Origin of the sequence: Lactobacillus rodentium (genome assembly GCF_003423665.1) — a bacterium.
GTDB lineage: Bacteria > Bacillota > Bacilli > Lactobacillales > Lactobacillaceae > Lactobacillus > Lactobacillus rodentium.
Window position 1 is genome coordinate 1 of the sequence record NZ_BFBY01000008.1, and the last position, 19,546, is coordinate 19,546.

The window sequence follows — 19,546 nt, forward strand, 5'->3', positions numbered from 1 at the left end:
TATTCTTTGATTGCTTTTTCAAGCTCATCTAAATTCTTAAATGTTTTCTCAAACCCATAGAACATTTCTCGCTTTAAGGTACCAAAGAAACCTTCCATTAATCCATCATCTAATGAATTTCCTTTTCTAGACATTGATTGCTCAATACCATGATCTTTAAGCCAACTTTGAAAAGCAGGATGTTGGTATTGCCAACCTTGATCAGTATGAAAGATAAGTCCATTCAATGCAGGATGATCTTTATAAGCTAGTTCAAGCATATCCATTACTTGTTTTAAAACTGGATGACGACTGATGGTATAAGAAATTATCTCATGAGTACAACCGTCCATAATTGGTGATAAATATAGCTTTTCTCCATTTAAATGAAATTCGGTTATATCAGAGTACCACTTTCTATCTGGCAAAATAGCTAGAAAATTGCGACAAATCAAATTAGGTTTGATTTTACCTACAGTTCCTTGGTAACTTGAATATTTTCGCTTACGTCTAATGGCGATACCAAATAATCCCATCTTATTCATTAAACGTTTAACTTTCTTATGATTAACTTTAATTGCCTCAATGTGTAATTGGGCTGTAATTCTCCTGTAGCCGTATCTATGCTTGTGTTCTTCAAATATTTCTTTGATACGTTTCATGATCTCTTGATTTTTTAAATCTTTATCATCATGTTTTAAAACATAGTAGTAATTGCTTTTAGATAAATGAGGTAAATCAGGATTAGAATTAATTGTATTTAAAATAAAAGTTATGGTTACATGAAGTTCATGCCTTAGTTCAGTAACCACCTGGGCTATTTCTTTGGCTTTTGGTTTTTTCTTTGAGAAACTAAGGCACTCAATTTTTTTACAAATTCGTTTTCGACAGTAAGCTTTAAGTTCTCTTGCTTCAGGTCCTTTAGTTGTTTTTGAAGTTCTTTGATTTGTTGGTCTTTGCTTTTCATGAGATGGTCTGCCTTTCTTGTGATTAATGACATTATACCCATCTTCTTTGTATTTGCGAATCCAATTATGGATTAGACCACTATTAGGTAAAGCTAGATCTAGAGAAACATGGTCAGCTAGCTCTTTATTGATAAGTACTCTTTTAATGGCAGCTTCTTTAAAATAAATAGGATAAGTAGTATGTGAACGATTTAAAATGTTAAGTCCATAATGATCTATTAATTTAAGCAGATAACGGATATTAGTTGAATTAACTCCATATTTTTTACTTAACCATGTAGAAGATTTTCCATAATTTTTCCAATAATTATAAATATTAATTTTATCTCGCTTTGTTAATTTAGACATAATAAAACCCCGAAATTCTTGTCCGAATTTCGGGGTTCATATCATAAAATCGCCTTTTTTATTTTGCAGTTTTTAGTTTAAAATGGTTTACGTTAACTAAGTAGAAAGTAGATTGATTAATGTCACAAAGAAAATTAGTAGTAATTTCGATTGATTCCATGGGTTATAAAGATCTAGCCGACCTATCGCATCTTGCCCCTAATTTAACTAAGTTACGTGACCATGGTAGTTGGGTTAAACGAATTGAAGGAGTTTCACCAACCTTAACTTATCCTTCTCATACCACTATTGTCACTGGGCAATATCCCGCTATTCATGGCGTGATTAATAATACTAAACTACAGCCTAAGCGTAAAAGCCCGGATTGGTTATGGTATCGTCGCTATATTAAAGTACCAACTCTTTATGATTTGGCTCATCAAAAAGGCTTAACTACTGCTGCATTACTTTGGCCAGTTACTGGTTCAAGTAAAATTAATTATAATTTAGCAGAAATTTTTTCTAACCGTCCGTGGAGTAACCAGGTTTTGGTCTCCTTAAAATCGAGCTCGCCAAAATTCATTTATGAAATGAATAAAAAATATGGGCATATATTAAAGGGGATAAAGCAACCTTGGCGTGATGATTTTATTACTGCGTGTGCAGTTGATACGTTAGAAAATAAACAACCTGATTTAATGCTACTTCACTTGGTCGATATGGATAGTATGCGCCACCGTTATGGGGTTAATTCCCAACAAGCTCGTGCTGCATGGCAAAGACAGGATAAACGAATTAGTGAGATTATTGCTGCTACTAAAAGAGCTGGAACTTATGAGAATACTAATTTTGTTATCGTGGGTGACCACTATCAAATTGACGTTCAAAAAATGATTCACTTGAATATGATCTTTGAACAACAGGGGTGGCTTGAAGGAATCCCAGGAAAAACAACTTATAAAAATAATTGGCAGGTAACAGCTAAAAATTGTGATGGTGAAACATATATTTATACACGTGGAAAAATTGATTTAGCAAAAGTTAAAGCAAGTTTTGCACATGTGGAAGGAATTGGAGCAATTTATGATCATGATCAGGCTGTGGAAAAAGGTGCCGACCCAAATTGTTCTTTCTTAGTTGCTGCTAAAGCAGGCTATTATTTTACTGATGAAGTCAATCGTCCGGCTGTAGTAGAAAAGGTTGATCCAGCAACTTTAGATGAACCAAATCGTTATCGGGGGATGCATGGTTTTGATCCAAATGAACCAGACTACTATACTTCGGCAATTTTCTTCGGCCCTGATATAAATTCAGGAGTAACTGTAGAAAATTCAAAAATGGTTAATGAAGCACCAACTTTAGCTCATTTATTAGGTGTAAGGTTTCCTGAACCAATTGGAGGAAAAGAAATTAACGAAGTAATTAAGCAATAAGAGAGTGGATAATAAGAATGAAGAAACTTACGAAACAACAGTGGGAATGGATTTTTTATGATTGGGCTAACTCCGGTTATGGCATTGTGGTCGTGACAGCAGTTTTGCCAGTTTATTTTAAAACTGTTGCAACTCAGGCCGGAGTGAGTGCAGCTAATTCAACGGCCTTTTGGGGTTATGCTAATAGTTTTGGCACTTTAGTGATTTCTATTTTGGCGCCTTTATTAGGTGCTTTGGCAGATTATCCCCATGCGAAAAGAAAATGGTTAAATATTTTTACCTGGATTGGTATAGTTTTAACCTTTGGCTTAGCTTTAGTGCCTACAGATCAATGGCTCTGGCTTTTAATTATTTATATTGGATCCTTAATTGGTTATTCAGGTGGAAATTTATTTTATGATAGCTTTTTAACTGATGTAGCTAGTGATCGCCAAATGGATCGAGTGTCATCTTATGGGTATGGAATGGGATATCTTGGCGGAGTCCTGGCCTTCATCATCTTTTTGGCTGCCCAGTTAAGTCATGGCTTTAATGGCTTGCTTGATGGTTATGGCATCGCTAAATTTAGTTTAATTTTAGCTGCAGTTTGGTGGATTATTTTTGCTTGGCCACTGATGCGTCATGGCCAACAAATTTATAGTGTTGCGCCAGTAGCTCATCCATTTAAGGATAGCTTGCATCGCTTAAAGCTTACGGTGCAACATCTAAATCATTATCGAAAATTATGTTGGTTTTTAGTGGCTTATTTCTTTTATATTGATGGCGTAGATACAATATTTACGATGGCAACAATGATTGGGACTGATATCGGGATAAAAACTACTACTTTAATGTTAGTTTTATTAGTCGTACAATTAATTGCTTTTCCATTTTCTATTTTATATGGCTGGCTTGCTAATAAAATTTCTACCCGTTATACGATCATGTTAGGTTTAGTAATTTATTTGGGCATTTGCCTAGATGCCTTAACTTTACACACTTTACGGGATTTTTGGATTTTGGCTATTTTAGTAGGAACTAGTCAAGGTGGTGTACAGGCTTTAAGTCGCTCATATTTTGGTCGTTTAGTACCAAAGGATGAAAGTAGTGAATTTTATGGCTTTTACAATATCTTAGGTAAATTTTCTGCTATTTTAGGACCAGTTATTGTTGGAATAGTAACCCAATGGACGGGAAAATCAACAGTCGGGGCTGCTTCTTTGAGTAGTTTATTCTTAATTGGTTTAATTTTATTATTTACACTTCCATTTCAAAAAGATAAAAATTATTAAATAAATGAATATTTACTGCTGTTGTTTTCAAAATAGGTGCTATAATACTGAGTAAAAGTTGGTATTCAACTTCATGTGGGCCTCGAAATTCAAATGAATTTCGAGGTTTTTTAGTGTAAGGAGGCGAAAGAATAGATGAATAAATCAATCAGGGATGCAATCTTGAATGGTTTTTACGATCAAGCATATCAAGGGCATGAATTATACGGGCCACAACTTTTAGTTAATAATGAACAAGAAAAAATCTGGTTTACTTTACGCCGAGAATTAGTAACAGCTAAGAGTTTTACTTGGGCCGTGGCCTTTGTAACTAAAGATATGTTAGTACCATTAAAAGTGGTTTTAGCAGATTTAGCTAAAAAGGGAGTAAGAGGTACTTTAATTACAAGTAATTATTTAAATTTTAATGAACCGGTAGTCTTTGAAGAATTATTAAAGATACCAAACTTAGATGTAAAAATTAGTCAAAAAGCGGGTTTTCATGCTAAGGGTTATCTATTTGAGCATGATAATTATGAATCTTTAGTTATTGGAAGTGCTAATTTCACTCGCGCTGCCTTATTAAGTAATTATGAATGGTCTTTAAAAGTGACTACTAAGTCGAATGCGGGGTTACTTAAAGGAGTTAGTGAACAAATTAAGCTTTTAGAAGAAAACAGTTTGCCGCTAACACAAGCTTGGCTTAAAACTTATCGAGAAAGCTGGATAAAGCCGACTGCACCTGTTACTTCATATCAAGTCAAAAATGTAATTAAACCAAATCAAATGCAGGAAGCAGCCTTAAAAGAAATAAATGCCTTAGTTGCGGCTAAACAAAAGCGAGGATTAGTTGTTTCAGCTACTGGAACAGGAAAGACTTATTTGGGTGCTTTTGCTGTAAAAGACTTTAAACCTAAAAAATTTATTTATGTGGTTCACCGCGAACAGATTGCCAAAAAAGCTTTAGAAAGTTTTTACCAAGTAATTGGTGGTGATAAAAAAGATTATGGAATTTTATCTGGTCATGATCATAATTTAGATAAAAAATATCTCTTTGCCACTGTTCAAACTTTAAGTCAGGATAAGATACTTGCTGAATTAAAAGCTGATAGCTTTGATTATATTTTAATTGATGAAGCCCATCGTTCCGCTGCCCCTTCATATCAAAAAGTGCTTAATTATTTTAAGCCTCAATTTTGGTTAGGAATGACTGCCACGCCTGAACGAATGGATGACCAGAATGTTTACCAAATTTTTGATTATAATTTGGCTTATGAAGTACGTCTGCAAGATGCATTAGAAGAAAAAATGCTTGCGCCATTTCATTATGTTGGAGTACAAGATTATGAACAGGATGGTCAAATAATTGATGAAACGAGTAATTTAAGTCACTTAACTGATCAAGCTAGAGTTAATTATGTTTTAAAAGAACTAGATTATTATGGCTATTGTGGTGATCAGGCCAAAGGACTGGTATTTTGTAGTCGCCAAGAAGAAGCCAAACAATTAGCAGAATTATTTAGTAAAAAGGGCCATCCAGCGCATGCTTTGACGAATCAAGATAGTGAGACAAAACGGCAAGCAGTTGTAAAACAATTAGAAGAAGGAAAGTTAGAATATATTTTTACTGTTGATCTTTTTAATGAAGGGATCGATATTCCAGCTTTAAATCAAATTGTAATGTTACGAAATACCCAATCAAGCATTGTTTTTATCCAACAATTGGGTCGTGGATTGCGAAAATTCCCTGGTAAAGATTATGTAACGGTAATAGATTTTATTGGTAATTATAAGAACAATTATTTAATCCCACTCGCTTTAAATAATGATACGAGTAGAGATAAAGATAAGGCGAGGGCAGAAATCAAATTACCTGAAGTAATGGGTGTTTCAACCATTAATTTTTCACAAATTGCTAGCCAAAAAATCTTAGACTCACTTGAAAAAATAAAGCTGGATAGTATGAAGGAATTGCGGTCTTCTTATAAGGAATTGAAAGACAAGATAGGGCGTATACCATATTTAACTGATTTTGCTAAATATGGCTCAACTAGTCCAACTGTTTTTATTAAAAATCATGCTTTAACTTCTTATGCTGATTTTTTGAACAAAATGGGAGAAAAGATTGAACTTACCGAATATGCAAGACAAAGTTTAAGTTTTGTTACTAAAGAATTGGCTCTAGGTAAGCGACCTCATGAATTAATTTTATTGCAATTACTTTTAAAGAATAATCAAGTTTCACGTGAAACTTATATAAAAGAATTAACGCAATTTGGTGCTTATATTGATAGTGAAGTGCTTGATTCAATTGAAAAGATTTTAAGCTTAGCCTTTTTTGATGTTAAGTCTGGTAAGACTACTAAAAAGCAACAATATGGTGGTGAACCAATAGTAAAATTTAATCACGATAGTTATGAGTTTAATGATCAATTTAAGCAGAATTTAAACGATGGTGATTTTTGTAAATTATTAACTGATGCAATAAATATTGGTCTCAAGTTAAATCAGACTTATGATAATCAAGCTCAATTCACTCTCTATCAACAGTATGATCGAAAAGATGTTTGTCGTCTGCTTAATTGGCCGCTAGATGTTAGTGCACCAATGTATGGTTATCGAGTTGATGAAAAAGTGACACCAATTTTTATTACCTATAAAAAAGATTCAACTGAAAAACGTAATGCAATCTATCAAAACACTTTTGAAGATGGAAGGAGCTTGCGCTGGTATACGCGTACGCCGCGCCATCTTGATTCTGATGAAGTAACAAGATTACTAGATCCAAAAATGAAATTAGAAATATTTGTTAAAAGAAGTGATGCAGCTGGCAAAGATTTCTTCTATCTTGGTCCAGCAACTATTCAAAATAATTCAGTCAAAGAAGAAAAAATTGGACCTAAGCAAAAAGCAACAGTGGGAATGAATTTAGTTTTAACTAACCCGCTTGCTAGTCAAATGTATTCTTTATTATTAGATGAGTGATAAAAATGAAAAAAATAAAGTTAATAAGACTTTTATTTTTGCTGATCTTGGGCTTGGGACTAGTGGGATGTAGTAAGACAACACATTCGACTAAAGGATCTAATAAACAACATTTTGCTCGGGCTTATGTAGTACATGCAACACCAACACTATATTTTCATGGCGCATTAAGTAATTATCATAGTGAAGAATCACTAGTAAAAGCGGCTCAAAGTGCTGGTGTAACTAATAGTGTGATTCGAGCTGATGTGAATGCTGATGGTAAAGTGAAATTAGTTGGTACAATTCCACAAGATGCAGTAAATCCGATTGTGATGGTAAATTATAAGAATAATTTACAGATTGATTTTTATAAGGCTGGCCGCTATGCGACTAATGTTGTACGTGCACTACAAGAAAAATATGGTATCACCAAGATAAATATGATTGGTCATTCTTTAGGCAATATGTCGATTATGTACTATATGTTAGAAAATGATACCAATTCTAAGCTGCCACGATTACAAAAACAGGTGGACATAGCTGGTCATTTTGATGGGGTTGACTATCCGGGATTAATACCAGAATTAACTCAACCAAAGGGACTCAAGGTGATTAACGGTAAACCCAATAAAATGAATAAGGCTTATAGGCAAATGCTTAAATTGCGGCAAACTTATCCTAGAAATCAGGTAGATGTATTAAATATTATTGGTAATAATGGCAAGCAGAGTGATGGAGTAGTTAAAAATGTTTCGAGTCTTTCGCTAGGATATTTAGTACAAGATCGGGCAAAATCTTATCAAGTATTAACTTATACTGGTCATAATGCTGAACATGGACGTCTAACTTTTAATTCACAGGTAGAAAGAGATATTATTAATTTTCTTTGGCAATAAGAGTGAATTAGGTGATAGAAAAACGTTAACAATATGGTATAATTTATATGCCAAAGTTATGAATTGTGCGATATTTTTTATTTGTCGTGATGATCGATGTAGGTTAGCAAAGCTAACACAAATATAAAAAATATAGTAAAAAAGCTCCAACGGATGTTGGAGCTTTTTCTATAGTCAATCTTAGCTAGTGTCTTATATTAGCTAACGGTCTAATCGGCATTTCATCAGTAACTACACTAAATTCCTTATTTTAGATAGTCAATTAGTTTAGTAAATGGGTATATTAGTAATAGTAATTAGAAGAAATTCTTATTAAAAATATGATATAATTTAAATGAAAAAAGGAGACCCGAAGGTCTCCTTGCAACCCGCTTTAAGAGCGGTGGCGAAAATTATAAGTTTGACAAACGTCTACTCAATAACTCTTCCAAAGTTTTAACAATTGAGCGGCGTTTTTTATTTGTCGTGGTGATCGATGTAAGTTAGCAAAGCTAACACGAACATCGCAAACAAAAGCATTAACGAAATGCAATCGTAAACCGACATGGTTGAACCCTTTCACTAGTGTACTGCCCATAGGCCTCACCTCCGGGAGGAAAAACAACCACCGCTCATAAAACTTGCTGCAGAAATAATTATAGCGAAAATATGTTCGAAATAGAAGACGAACAAGAAGAGAGGCCCGCAATCTTGCGGGCTTTTTAAGTAAGGTTAAGGTTATAGTAAATAGTTAATTCTCAAGCTCTTCCATCAACTCTTCCATCAACTCTTTCATTATTTCATCTGTATCGCCACGTAAATTTAAATTAGCGCGTTGATCAAAGTCATTACGCTTATTATTAATATTTACTACGGTTGCTTGAGAGTTAATGTTACTGTAGTAACCATTTGAACCTAAAGTAATTACTAGATCGGCTTCATCCATCCAACGATTAGCTTTTTGATAGGCTTGATTATCAATACCAATATGATGATAAACTGGGCCAGGAGAAATTAATCCACCACAACTAGGACAAGTGGGGAGAGTCTGCTCCAAAATTTTAATATCATAATTGCGACCACAATTGATGCAATAATTAGTATTTAAAGAATACCAAATATCGGCGACATTTTTACTGCCAGCTAGTTCATGAAGATAATCGACATTGGTGGTGATAACTCCGCTCAATTTTCCTTGTGTTTCGAGTTGAGCAAGGGCTCGATGGCTAAAAGTAGGCCCATTCTCAAAGATAGGATCAATAAAAATTTGATGAAAACCTTGATAGAATTTAGCTGGATCACTTTCTAAACTACTTTCTGAAGATAAAGAACTTGAAGTGTGTCCAGATAAATGTTGTAAATCGGGGATCCCAGCATTAGTTGAAATTCCAGCACCAGTAATGGCATAAACATAATTTGAATTTTGGATTAAGTCTGCGAATTTCTGAATTTCGGTTTTAGTAAAATTTGAATGTTTAAAAAGCATAATCTTTCTCCTTAATAAACTGGGACAAGGTGAAAATGAGTATGACTTATTTTTTGTCCGGCAATCTTTCCTACATGACTAAAAACTTGATAACCACGGGGAGAATATTGTTGGTCTAAAAATTGTTTTGCTTTGTTCATTAGTTGGATTAATTGAACCTGTGTTTCTTCAGGAATATCAAACCAGGTTTGGTAATGTTCTTTAGGAATAATCAACATATGACCTTTGGCCATTGGATGAATATCAAAAATGCTTTTGCCTGCTGGTTTTCTAAAATGATTTCTGATTTTGCCTTGTCACAAAATACGCAATTATTAGATGAAAGCATATTTTTTGCCTCCTGATAAAAAATTGATTTTAAAATATATTAGCAGCCACTTTATAAAAGTCAATAAGTAGAAGAGAGACTAATTGAAATATTAAAAAATTCACTTATTATTTGTGTAAGATAAAAAAGAGATTAACGAGGTAGAAGCATTAATCCCTATCATTCAAGTTATTACTGCAACAAAAAATGATATAAATTGAGCGGCGTTTTTTATTTGTCGTGATGATCGATGTAAGCTAGCACAAACATCGCAAACAAAAGCATTAAAGAAATGCAATCGTAAACCGACATGGTTGAACCCTTATATTTTAGGAATTGATTGTAATTAAGATAATATGTATAATTAACTTATAAATTAAGGATATGTTCACAATTTCAATAGACTGAACGCAAAAAGGCTTACTCAGACACCACTCAGAGTAAGCCTTTTTTGTTGCGAGTTAGTCTTTGTGCTTATGTTTACGTTGTTTATCTTGGTGGTGGTTGACTAACCAAGTACCAATTAGTTGACTGAACAAAGAACTAATTATAGCCACTATGACTGGATAAACTATATGATTAAGGATATTCATATTCACAATTTCACCTCCTTTCATGGGAGGGACATAAGCACAAAAAGTATTTTATCATTTTTGAGTTTGTTAAGTTTAAAAAGGACTCACTATCTTGAAAATACCCCAATCTGTTTGTATAATTATAAAAGAAAAGGGATCAACGACTGCTACTCGTTAATCCCAATCGTAACTTGAATGACTGGGGAGAAGCTAATCTTTGTGATTAGCTTTTTTTATTATTGCGTAGGCCTTGGCACACTTGATCGCAAAATTGCCTAAAGCATTAAGCACAAGACCTAGTGCAATAGCCAAAGCTATCGGCAAAGCAAGCTTCTACTCCAGTCCATTCGATTATTCATGGCTTTCACCTCCGTAACTTTTAAATAGGTGAGGGGTGAAGGAGCCATTCAAAGTTACTAAGCTGTTGGGAGCGACCCAAGAGCCTATTACTATTTTAACTTAAATATTTTAAATCATCGATTGTAACTTTTAGTAGTTGTAGCAAGTATTTGGGACAAGTTACGAGATTTGTTCCACCTTTTATAATTTATAAGCGTTAAAAGTAATGATTCTTTCTTATGGTGCTATAATTTTTATAGAAGATAAATTTGGTATGTATATAATTAAGGTCCTGCAATTGCAGAACCTTTTTTTAGTACTCTTAAGCAAATCTTTATACTATAATGAAGACTAAATAGCGCTTAAGAAATGGAGAGTACAAATGCAAAAAGTTTGGCAAAATTTTAAAGCCAATATTCCGCTGCGGCGAACGGTAGTCCTAGCACTGATTGTTTATATTTTGTACTTGGCACGTTCGATGATGAATACGATCTTGCTTACTTTTATTTTTACTTACTTGATCGTGCATTTAATTAAATTCTTTAAAAAACATATTCCTAAGTTACCATCTAGAGTAGTTGTCGTACTGGCTTATCTTTTGGTGATTGCTTTAATCTATTTAGCAGTTACTGTTTATATTCCGGTGATTAGTCATCAAACTATCAAGATGGTGCATTCAGTGGTGAAGTTTTATCAAGATAATGACTGGGATTGGGTGATGAAATCAGTTCATCATTATATTAGTAATGCGGAACTGGCTAACCAGGCTAAAAAAGGGATGGGAATTATTTTTCATGCTGTGACTGGCTTTGGAACTTTAACCGTCTCGATTGTAATGTCACTACTGCTAAGCTTCTTTTATACCATTGATTTAGTAAATTTGAATAAGTTTTCGCAGGCTTTTGTACAGACCGGATTTTTAAAGTGGCTTTTTGAAGATATAACTTATTTTGGCAAAAAATTCGTCAATACTTTTGGGGTTGTACTAGAGGCTCAATTCTTAATTGCTATCTGCAATACAGTTTTAACTTTAATTGGGTTAATTATTTTAAAAATACCGCAAATTTTTGCCTTGGGAATTATTGTCTTTGTCTTAAGCCTGGTGCCAGTAGCAGGAGTAATTATATCTTTAATTCCTTTGGGCATTGTTGGTTACACGGTTGGTGGTATTCAAGATGTAATTTATATCTTTGTAATGATTATGGTTATTCATGCGATTGAATCTTATGTGCTCAATCCTAAATTAATGGCTAGTAAAACTGAGTTGCCAATCTTCTATACCTTTGTCTGTTTGTTAGTGGGAGAGCACTTCTTCGGCATTTGGGGCTTAATTGTTGCCGTTCCAATTTTTACCTTCTTGCTGGATATTTTAGGAATTAAACCAGTGAAGACCAAACATCAGCTTCATCTTAAGAAAACAGAAAAAATATTTAAATAGGGAAAAACCTGAGCCTTTCAGCTCAGGTTTTAATTTTGACTACTTTCACGCAAAATGAGTTTAGTTTTGAGGGTGATCTTATAAATATCTTTGAATGAAGCATTAATTAAATTATTCAACATATTCATACCTAAACGACCCATTTCATGGGTATCGACATGCACACTACTTAGGGAAGGGTTCGCAAATTCTGCCGTGGTTGTATCATTGAAAGATATAAGACTGATATCATTAGGGACGTTAATTTTTGCTTCGCGCAAAGCCTTCAAGGCCCCAATTGCCATGGCATCATTTGCAATAACTAATGCTTGTGGTAATGGCCTTCCTGTGGCTAAGTATTTTTGCATAGCAGCATAGCCAGATTCAGGAGTAAATTTGCCAACGATAATTTTATCTGGATCATATAAGCCTAATTTTGACATATATTCTTTATAATCTTGGAAACGAAAATCAATTAGATTGTTTTTATCAAAGTTATCGTTAAGATCACCTGCTAACATTCCAATGTTTTTTTGCCCTTGTTTAAGGAAATGTTTGATTACTTCCTTAACTGAAGTGTGAAAATCGGAGACAACACAAGGGTAGTTTTCAGCTAAAGTATCGGCATCAAGGAAGACAATTGGTCGCTTAAATGAATAGACATGGTTTAGATATGGTTTCGAATACTGATTATGACCAATGATGATAATTCCGACACTTTCATTAAGATCATCTAAGGAATCATTGGCATAGTAGACCTTAACTTGATAATTGAGTGTAGCTGCCTCAACTTCAATTCCCTTACGAATTGAATAGTAATACAGGTCTTTAATTTCTTGGCTGTTATCGGACCAAAAAATTACTGCAATACTTTTGGCTTTATGATTTAAGTTCTTTTTTACTTTTTGATAATGGAGTTCTTCCGCGATTTGAAAAATTTTTTGCCTTGTGGCTTCATTGACTGATAAATTTTTATCGTAATTCAAAACTCTTGATACAGTTGCAGGAGAAACCTTTGCCTTTTCTGCAATATCTTTGATTGTAGCCATTACATCCTCTTACTTTTAAATTTCATTTTACATGTGCTAAAGCTATTTTAGCATTATTTAGTAAAAGAGGGGAGAATCAGTAATATCTTTACTAAACTTATGCTGCTTAAGGTTAGTGATATTAATGAAACTCCTCTAAATATTCTCACTTCCTCTCAAATATAATTGTTTAGTAAACATTTATATATTTACTAAATTTTATCTTAAAAATAAAAAAATGCAATAAAAAAGCATTGTTCTCAAAAGTAGGTCTTAGGTAAGTAACTGACTTAGACTATCTTATTTTGGAAAGCAATGCTTTTAAATTATTAAATCTCATGTTAAAATTTGTATATGAAAAGAAGCCAACGAGTGTCGGTCGTTGACTTCAATCGTAGTTTTAGATAACTTTTGGTTGAGCTAATCCTTGTGATTAGCTTTTTTTGTTATTGCATAGGCGATAGCTAAGTTAATAGCAAAATCACCTAAAGCACCCAAAATGATGCTTAGTGCAATAGCCCAAGCAATCATGGCAAGCTCAACCTCCAGTTTATCCAATTATACATAGCTTTCACCTCCGTAGTTTAAAATGTTGAGGGGTGGTAGCCATGCTAAAACTACTAAATATAGATGTTTGCAACCATCTATACCTAGGAAATATTATACCAGAGCCTATTCGTTTAAATCTTAATTACTTCAAACCCGTGTTATAATAACTATAGAATTAGAATTAAGTAAGGCGTGCAAGATAATCCTTTGGTTGTGCTTAGGATGTGCAGGGCTTTGCATGGGGCGGTCAATTAGACCGTCTTTTTTTTAACAAACTTCACCACACAAAAAAAGCGTTACTCTAATGAGTAACGCTTTTATTAATTAATAGGTTGAATTAGTCTTGATCTAACTTAACTGGTGATTCAGGTTCTTTACCTTCAACTAAAGCTAAGTTGTTATCAAAGGCCTTAGTAACCATGTTTCTAACTGCGTGAGTAGTGTAGAAAGCAGTGTGTGGAGTTACTAAAACGTTTGGACGATCGATTAAGTCAGCTAACTTCTTGTCTGGGAATTCTTTACCTTCCCAATCTTCGTTAAATACACCAACTTCACCTTCGTAAGTATCCATAACGTAACCAAAGATCTTACCTGAGTCTAAGCCACGGATAACTGCATCGATGTCAACAAGTGGACCACGTGATACGTTGATAATAACTACGTCATCCTTCATCTTGCTGATTGAGTCATCGTTAATCATGTGAACGTTAGCTGGAACATCAGGAACGTGAAGTGAAATTACATCAGCTTGCTTGTATAAATCATCAAGGCTGTCTACGTAGTAACCCTTCTTTTCAAGTTCTGGGTTCTTGAAGATATCGTAAGCAATAACCTTTGCGCCGAAACCTTCCATAATTTGCATAAATACTTGACCAATGTGACCAGTACCGATAACACCAACAACTTGGTCACGAACTTCACGACCGATAGTTGGAGCCCAACGTAAGTCACGTTTAGCCATCTTTTCGTCCATACGCTTGTCTTGACGTAAGATACGTGCTGCTTGGATTGCTGCGTGTTCAGCAATTGCGTCTGGTGAGTAAACAGGAACGTTAGTAATTTCGAAGCCTAATTCCTTAGCCTTGTCCATATCAATGTTATCAACACCAACGTTACGTAATGACATCTTAGTAACACCAGCATCAGCTAAAGCTTGAAGAGTTTCTGGAGTGTAGTCTAATTGTTGGTAAACAACAACACCATCAGCACCCTTAGCTAACTTAGCAGTTTCTGGAGTTAAAAGTTCTTCAGTGTAGTCAACGTCAATATCCTTGTGAGCGTTCTTCCATTCTTCTAAGAAAGGTTTTTCGTCGTCACGGATTGCGTAAGCAAAAATCTTAGTCATAAAAATTCAACCTCCGTAAAATAATATTTTTACCATAGCTAATTATACTCTTTACTTTGTTAAATAAAACACAATTTCATGGATATTTAATAATTCTAAAAATTGGTCTAGATTGATTAAAGTGTTTTATAGCAAATTTAATAAGGCTTATAGCATTAAAAAATAAAACTGGTATAATTAAGAAAGATTTTAACTTAGGAGTGAATTACACGTGGAAGAAATAAATGAAACCCCCGCGCAGTTAGAAGAAGACCATAAGTATAATTCTCTAACAGCGGTTAAGCTCTTTGCCATGACTAGTTCAATGGTGATTTCAGTTAATGAATTGGCACCATTTGGTAAAACTGGTCCAACTGCCTTATTTTATCTATTATTAGCAGGAATCATCTGGTTTATTCCAATAACTAGAATTTCTGGAGAAATGGCCTCAGTTAATGGCTGGGAAAAAGGTGGTATTTTTACTTGGGTCAAGGGAACTTTAGGTGATAGAACTGGCTGGACCGCGATGTTCATGCAGTGGATTCATATCACAGTTGGTATGAATACGATGATGTATGTAATTATCGGTGCCTTATCGATTACTTTTAATACCCCTTGGTTCAATACGACGCCTGCTATTAGGTTTGGTCTAATGATGATTATTCTTTGGGGCATTGTCCTTTTTGAAATGGTCGGAATCAAAAAGGTTGGTCGAGTAGCAGAGTGGCTTTTTGCTATGGGAATTGCCTTGCCAGTGATCTTGTTGATCATTTGTTTCTTTGTCTACTTAATTCAAGGCCGTCCAGTTCAATTCACTCTTAATTGGGGTAATATGATTCCACATGAATTAACTGGAGCAACCTTAGTTGCCTTTGTGCCATTTATGCTGGCCTTTTGTGGTGGTGAAGCTTCAGCACCAAACGTTAAGTATCTTAAAAAGCCAAGTCAATATTCTAAAGTAATGCTTGCTTTAGCAGCAACAGCAATTTGCTTTGATTTATTAGGAAGCTTGGCTATTGGGATGACAGTGCCTAAAGGCAGTATTCAAAACTCAACTGGTTTTGTCTATGCCTTTGAGTCACTACTTAATTCAATTGGTTTACCAGGTAATATCTTAGCCAAGATTATTGGTGTGCTACTTGCTTGTGGTGTAGTAGGTGAACTGGGTAACTGGTTAGCAGGTCCTAGTCAAGGGATGTTTGAAGCAGCTAGAGAAGGGTACATGCCTAAGTATTTTGCTCATGCAACTAAGAGGGATGTTCCAATGCGCTTGATTGTTTTGCAAGCTTTGATTGTTACTATTTCCGCTGTAATTGTTACTTTTTCTAGTGGTCAAAATGCTGACTTTGCTTTTAATGTTTCTTTAGCTGCAACTACAGCACAATATTTAATTGTTTATATAGTAATGTTAGTAGCTTATTTAGTACTTAAAGCTAAACATGAAAATCTTAAACGTACCTATTATATGTCGAAGAGCAAAATCTGGAGTATGATTGTGGCAGTGATTGCTCTAATTATTACGATCGTTGCCTTCTTTATCAGCTTCATGCCAGCACAAGGCACACCACATAATTTACGTGGTTTATATGTTGGCACAATGATTGGAATGTGTTTATGTACTGTGATTTTGCCATTAGTGATCTATCACTATCATCATGGTTTTAAGAAGAAAAATTAATAATAGAATAGTAAAAAGCCTTACCATGGCAGCGGTAAGGCTTTTTAGATTGAAACGTTTGACTAGTAGTGAATCATATAGTGGAAGGCAAAATATCTTATTCAAGATAGAATATAAAAGAAAAGCATTTATCTGAGACAGTTGTAGCATAATGAAAAAGAGGATAGATAAAAATACAAAAATTCTTAATTTAACCAGTTTATCTTACTTTAATTAGGTAAACTGGTTTTTTTATATTAATTTTTGTCTTTTGTTATATGCAAGATTGCTTGATAGCAAAGAGTTTGGTGAAGGGATGTTATTAAAAAGAACTAATCAAAATAAAATAACATAATCAACGAGTACTTTACAGTTTGAAGAAAAAACAAAATATAATCTGTTATAGATACTAAATTCGTTATATATTTTTTAAAAATTTTTATTTTTTTATTTTTATTAAAACCCGTGTGTAAGTAGGGATTGTGATATCAAAGTATAAGAAAAACAAAATAATAATATAATAAATAATTGAAATAATAAAAAAGAACAACTAATATAATAAATGTAAATCAAATTAGATGTTATATAAAAAGGAGATAATAAAAAGGATGTTATCAAAACGTAATTATCAAGAACGCTTACGTCAAATGGAACAAAAGACTGAACGTTTCTCAATTCGTAAGTTAACAATTGGTGCTGCTTCAGTATTAATTGGATTATCATTTTTAGGATTTAATGCACATACTGCTCACGCAGCTACTAGCGAAGGTGCAAAAACTGAAAAAGTTGAAACTACTGAAGGTGCAAATGGTACAAGTTTAGCAGCTAACAGTTCAGCTGCACAACCTGCAACTGAAAAGGCTAGCTCAGCAGCTTCAAGCGCAGCAACTCCAGCATCATCTAGTGCAAAAGTTGCTTCATCAGCAGTAGCAAGCTCAGCAGCTAAGAGCGAAACTGTAAAACCAGTTTCATTAGCTACTTCAAGTGTCGCAAGTTCAGCAGCTAAAGATGACAACGTTATTACTTCAAATGGTAACGGTGTTGTAACTGGTAAGAACGCACAAGGTACTTGGGCAGCTAAGGATGCTACTACTCCAGCAGCAGCGGAAACTAACAGCCAAGATGTTACTGACTGGTCTAGTTTTATTAATGCATTAGAAGATGCAAATGTTGGTAATATTAACCTTACTCATGATATTACTGTAACTGGTAAGACTGGTAGCTTAGGTGGTCAATCATTAGGATACAATGGTTGCTTAACTTTTAAGAAAGAAAATGTAGCTCGTAAAGTAACGATTACCGGTAATGGTAATACTGTTGATTTTGGTCACTACAGTTTAATGTTCCAAGATGCTAACCAAAAGAATGGTAATGGCTGGGATATTACTATTGATGACACTAAACTTAAGGGTGTATCAAAAGATGGTAGTGGTCAAACTAGTGCTACTGAACCAGGACAATTTGGACTTATTTCATTTGCTGATGTAAATAGTGATAATCAAAAGAAAGATACAGTTACCTTCAATAATGTTACTGCCAATGCAGAAGGCCGCTCAGTAATTACTGGTGCAGGACTTAACCATAGTGGTGAATATTATACTTTGGTTTTAACTGGTGATAATGATGTTACTGCTAGTGAAGATTTAAAATTCCAAGGAACAAGTGGCTCAGCACTTGATGCTGGTTATGTAAGAGTTGATAATGGTACTACTAGTATCAATGTAACGTCTGCCTATGATGGTTCTAACAACTACGGTGGTAATGCTATCCGTACTGCACAAACTGACATCCACAATAATGATGGTTCAACTGTTTATAGCTTTGACATTAAGAAGGGTGCTACTTTAAACATTAAGGGTGGCGCAAACGCTAGAGGTATCTTCGCTGTTGATGGCGTTCATGGTACTGCAAATATTGATGGTACTGTGAAGATGGACTTAGGTACTGGTCACTCAATGGCAGTCTTTGCTGGTAACTTAAATGTTGGTAAAGATGGTGTTCTTGATGTAACTACTGCCTACGATGCAACACCTGACTTTGGTCAAATTGCCAGATCAATTTCTAACTTTAATGGTGGTCAATATGGTGTGCTTTCAATTGGTGTTGGTAACCCAACTAACTTAACTAACGTAGACTCAAACACAATTAACGATAATGGTATTATTAGAGTAAAACGTACTTCAACTAATGAAGGAATGAACCCAATTATCTCAATGGGATCAGGTTCATCAGCTGTTTTAAAGGGTACATTTACTATTAATGTTAACCAAGGTGCAACTTTAGATTTACAAGATTCAAGACAACAAACTAATCTTGGTATGATCTTTGTTTCAGGTTCATCAGCTAACTCAAACATTAATATCGTTAACCCTAAGTATGTCAACTTACAAAGATTAAACACTCCACTTCCAAAGAATGGTTCAGATTTGATCTACCTTGAAGGTGGTGGCCAAGGCGGTAGAACTAATGGTGTTCACATTTCTAACGCTCCAATCGCAGAATGGCAAGCAGCTAATACTTCAACTGCACCAAACTTCACTTGGATGGTTCAAAGTGTTAACTCAATGAACAACTGGGGAACTAATGCAGGTTCAGGCTTTACTGTAGCTGGTCAAACTAGTCCTCAAAATAAAGATGGTCAAGAAAAATTCTTATACTCAAATGGTAATGTAATCATGGCACCAAGCCAATCAGGTACTAACTCATTTGAATATAACGGTAGTCAAAAGGTAAACAAGAACAGTAACCAAGGTATTATTACTCAAGGTTCTGGTAGCGTAAATTACTACACTCCATACTTGAACCAATTCTTGAACAACTATAGTTACTGGAATCCACAACGTTTAGCAATAGGTTCAAGCTTGCTAACTCCTGATTCACCAGTTAAGTCACATGATAATGACTTATATGAACCAGAAGTTCAAACTATTAATGGTACTACTAAGCAAACCTTAAATGACTTAGATGCAAACAAGGGTATTAAGGACTTACAAAAGGCAAGCATGGATGAAAACGGTAACTGGACAACTACTACTGTTCCAGTTGACGGTATCGTAAAGAATGTT

Annotated in this window: 15 protein-coding genes; 7 read left to right on the forward strand and 8 right to left on the reverse strand. The window is 34.4% G+C overall.

What is annotated here, in order from left to right; translation table 11 throughout:
* On the reverse strand, positions 1-1,295 hold a 1,295-nt coding region (locus LrDSM24759_RS05540; protein WP_117118503.1), incomplete at its 3' end, for an IS3 family transposase.
* A 119-nt stretch (positions 1,296-1,414) separates the two neighbouring features.
* Between LrDSM24759_RS05540 and LrDSM24759_RS05545 the strand changes: the two genes are divergently transcribed.
* From LrDSM24759_RS05545 to LrDSM24759_RS05560, 4 genes are all read left to right on the forward strand, one after another.
* A complete protein-coding gene (locus LrDSM24759_RS05545; protein ID WP_117118504.1) occupies positions 1,415-2,707 on the forward strand; it encodes an alkaline phosphatase family protein in 1,293 nt (430 codons plus the stop codon).
* Between the two features lie 17 nt (positions 2,708-2,724).
* Positions 2,725-3,978 (forward strand): MFS transporter, encoded by a 1,254-nt coding sequence (locus LrDSM24759_RS05550; protein ID WP_117118505.1) that lies wholly within the window; start codon positions 2,725-2,727, stop codon positions 3,976-3,978.
* Between the two features lie 135 nt (positions 3,979-4,113).
* Entirely contained in the window at positions 4,114-6,942 is a 2,829-nt protein-coding gene (locus LrDSM24759_RS05555) for a DEAD/DEAH box helicase (RefSeq protein ID WP_117118506.1), read from the forward strand.
* A 5-nt stretch (positions 6,943-6,947) separates the two neighbouring features.
* Positions 6,948-7,820 (forward strand): alpha/beta hydrolase, encoded by an 873-nt coding sequence (locus LrDSM24759_RS05560; protein ID WP_117118507.1) that lies wholly within the window; start codon positions 6,948-6,950, stop codon positions 7,818-7,820.
* Positions 7,821-8,276: 456 nt separating this feature from the next.
* Here LrDSM24759_RS05560 and LrDSM24759_RS07795 read toward each other — a convergent pair whose 3' ends face one another.
* The 5 genes from LrDSM24759_RS07795 to LrDSM24759_RS07730 all read right to left on the reverse strand — a co-directional run bounded on the left by LrDSM24759_RS07795 (position 8,277) and on the right by LrDSM24759_RS07730 (position 10,191).
* Complete coding sequence (locus tag LrDSM24759_RS07795) at positions 8,277-8,366, reverse strand: putative holin-like toxin (protein WP_117118508.1); 90 nt, start codon at positions 8,364-8,366, stop codon at positions 8,277-8,279.
* A 184-nt stretch (positions 8,367-8,550) separates the two neighbouring features.
* Complete coding sequence (locus tag LrDSM24759_RS05570; RefSeq protein WP_117118509.1) at positions 8,551-9,285, reverse strand: SIR2 family NAD-dependent protein deacylase; 735 nt, start codon at positions 9,283-9,285, stop codon at positions 8,551-8,553.
* A gap of 11 nt (positions 9,286-9,296) precedes the next feature.
* Positions 9,297-9,518 carry an HIT family protein gene (locus LrDSM24759_RS05575; RefSeq protein WP_245953342.1) on the reverse strand — a complete coding sequence of 74 codons (222 nt, stop codon included), beginning with the start codon at positions 9,516-9,518 and terminating at the stop codon, positions 9,297-9,299.
* Between the two features lie 305 nt (positions 9,519-9,823).
* Positions 9,824-9,904, reverse strand: a complete 81-nt coding sequence (locus LrDSM24759_RS07840) for a putative holin-like toxin (protein WP_371824304.1) — start codon at positions 9,902-9,904, stop codon at positions 9,824-9,826.
* A gap of 149 nt (positions 9,905-10,053) precedes the next feature.
* Positions 10,054-10,191 (reverse strand): hypothetical protein, encoded by a 138-nt coding sequence (locus LrDSM24759_RS07730; protein ID WP_157964245.1) that lies wholly within the window; start codon positions 10,189-10,191, stop codon positions 10,054-10,056.
* Between the two features lie 697 nt (positions 10,192-10,888).
* Between LrDSM24759_RS07730 and LrDSM24759_RS05580 the strand changes: the two genes are divergently transcribed.
* Positions 10,889-11,944 carry an AI-2E family transporter gene (locus tag LrDSM24759_RS05580; protein WP_117118510.1) on the forward strand — a complete coding sequence of 352 codons (1,056 nt, stop codon included), beginning with the start codon at positions 10,889-10,891 and terminating at the stop codon, positions 11,942-11,944.
* Between the two features lie 29 nt (positions 11,945-11,973).
* On the opposite strand, the gene LrDSM24759_RS05585 is transcribed toward LrDSM24759_RS05580, so the two are convergent.
* Both LrDSM24759_RS05585 and LrDSM24759_RS05590 read right to left on the reverse strand, forming a co-directional pair.
* On the reverse strand, positions 11,974-12,972 hold the full coding sequence (locus LrDSM24759_RS05585; RefSeq protein WP_117118511.1) for a LacI family DNA-binding transcriptional regulator: 999 nt from the start codon (positions 12,970-12,972) through the stop codon (positions 11,974-11,976).
* Between the two features lie 865 nt (positions 12,973-13,837).
* A complete protein-coding gene (locus LrDSM24759_RS05590) occupies positions 13,838-14,845 on the reverse strand; it encodes a D-2-hydroxyacid dehydrogenase (protein WP_117118512.1) in 1,008 nt (335 codons plus the stop codon).
* A 211-nt stretch (positions 14,846-15,056) separates the two neighbouring features.
* Between LrDSM24759_RS05590 and LrDSM24759_RS05595 the strand changes: the two genes are divergently transcribed.
* A complete protein-coding gene (locus LrDSM24759_RS05595; RefSeq protein WP_117118513.1) occupies positions 15,057-16,502 on the forward strand; it encodes an amino acid permease in 1,446 nt (481 codons plus the stop codon).
* 587 nt (positions 16,503-17,089) lie between these two features.
* Positions 17,090-19,546, forward strand: a 2,457-nt coding sequence (locus tag LrDSM24759_RS05600; protein WP_170133365.1) for a pectate lyase-like adhesive domain-containing protein, incomplete at its 3' end; no start/stop codon positions are given.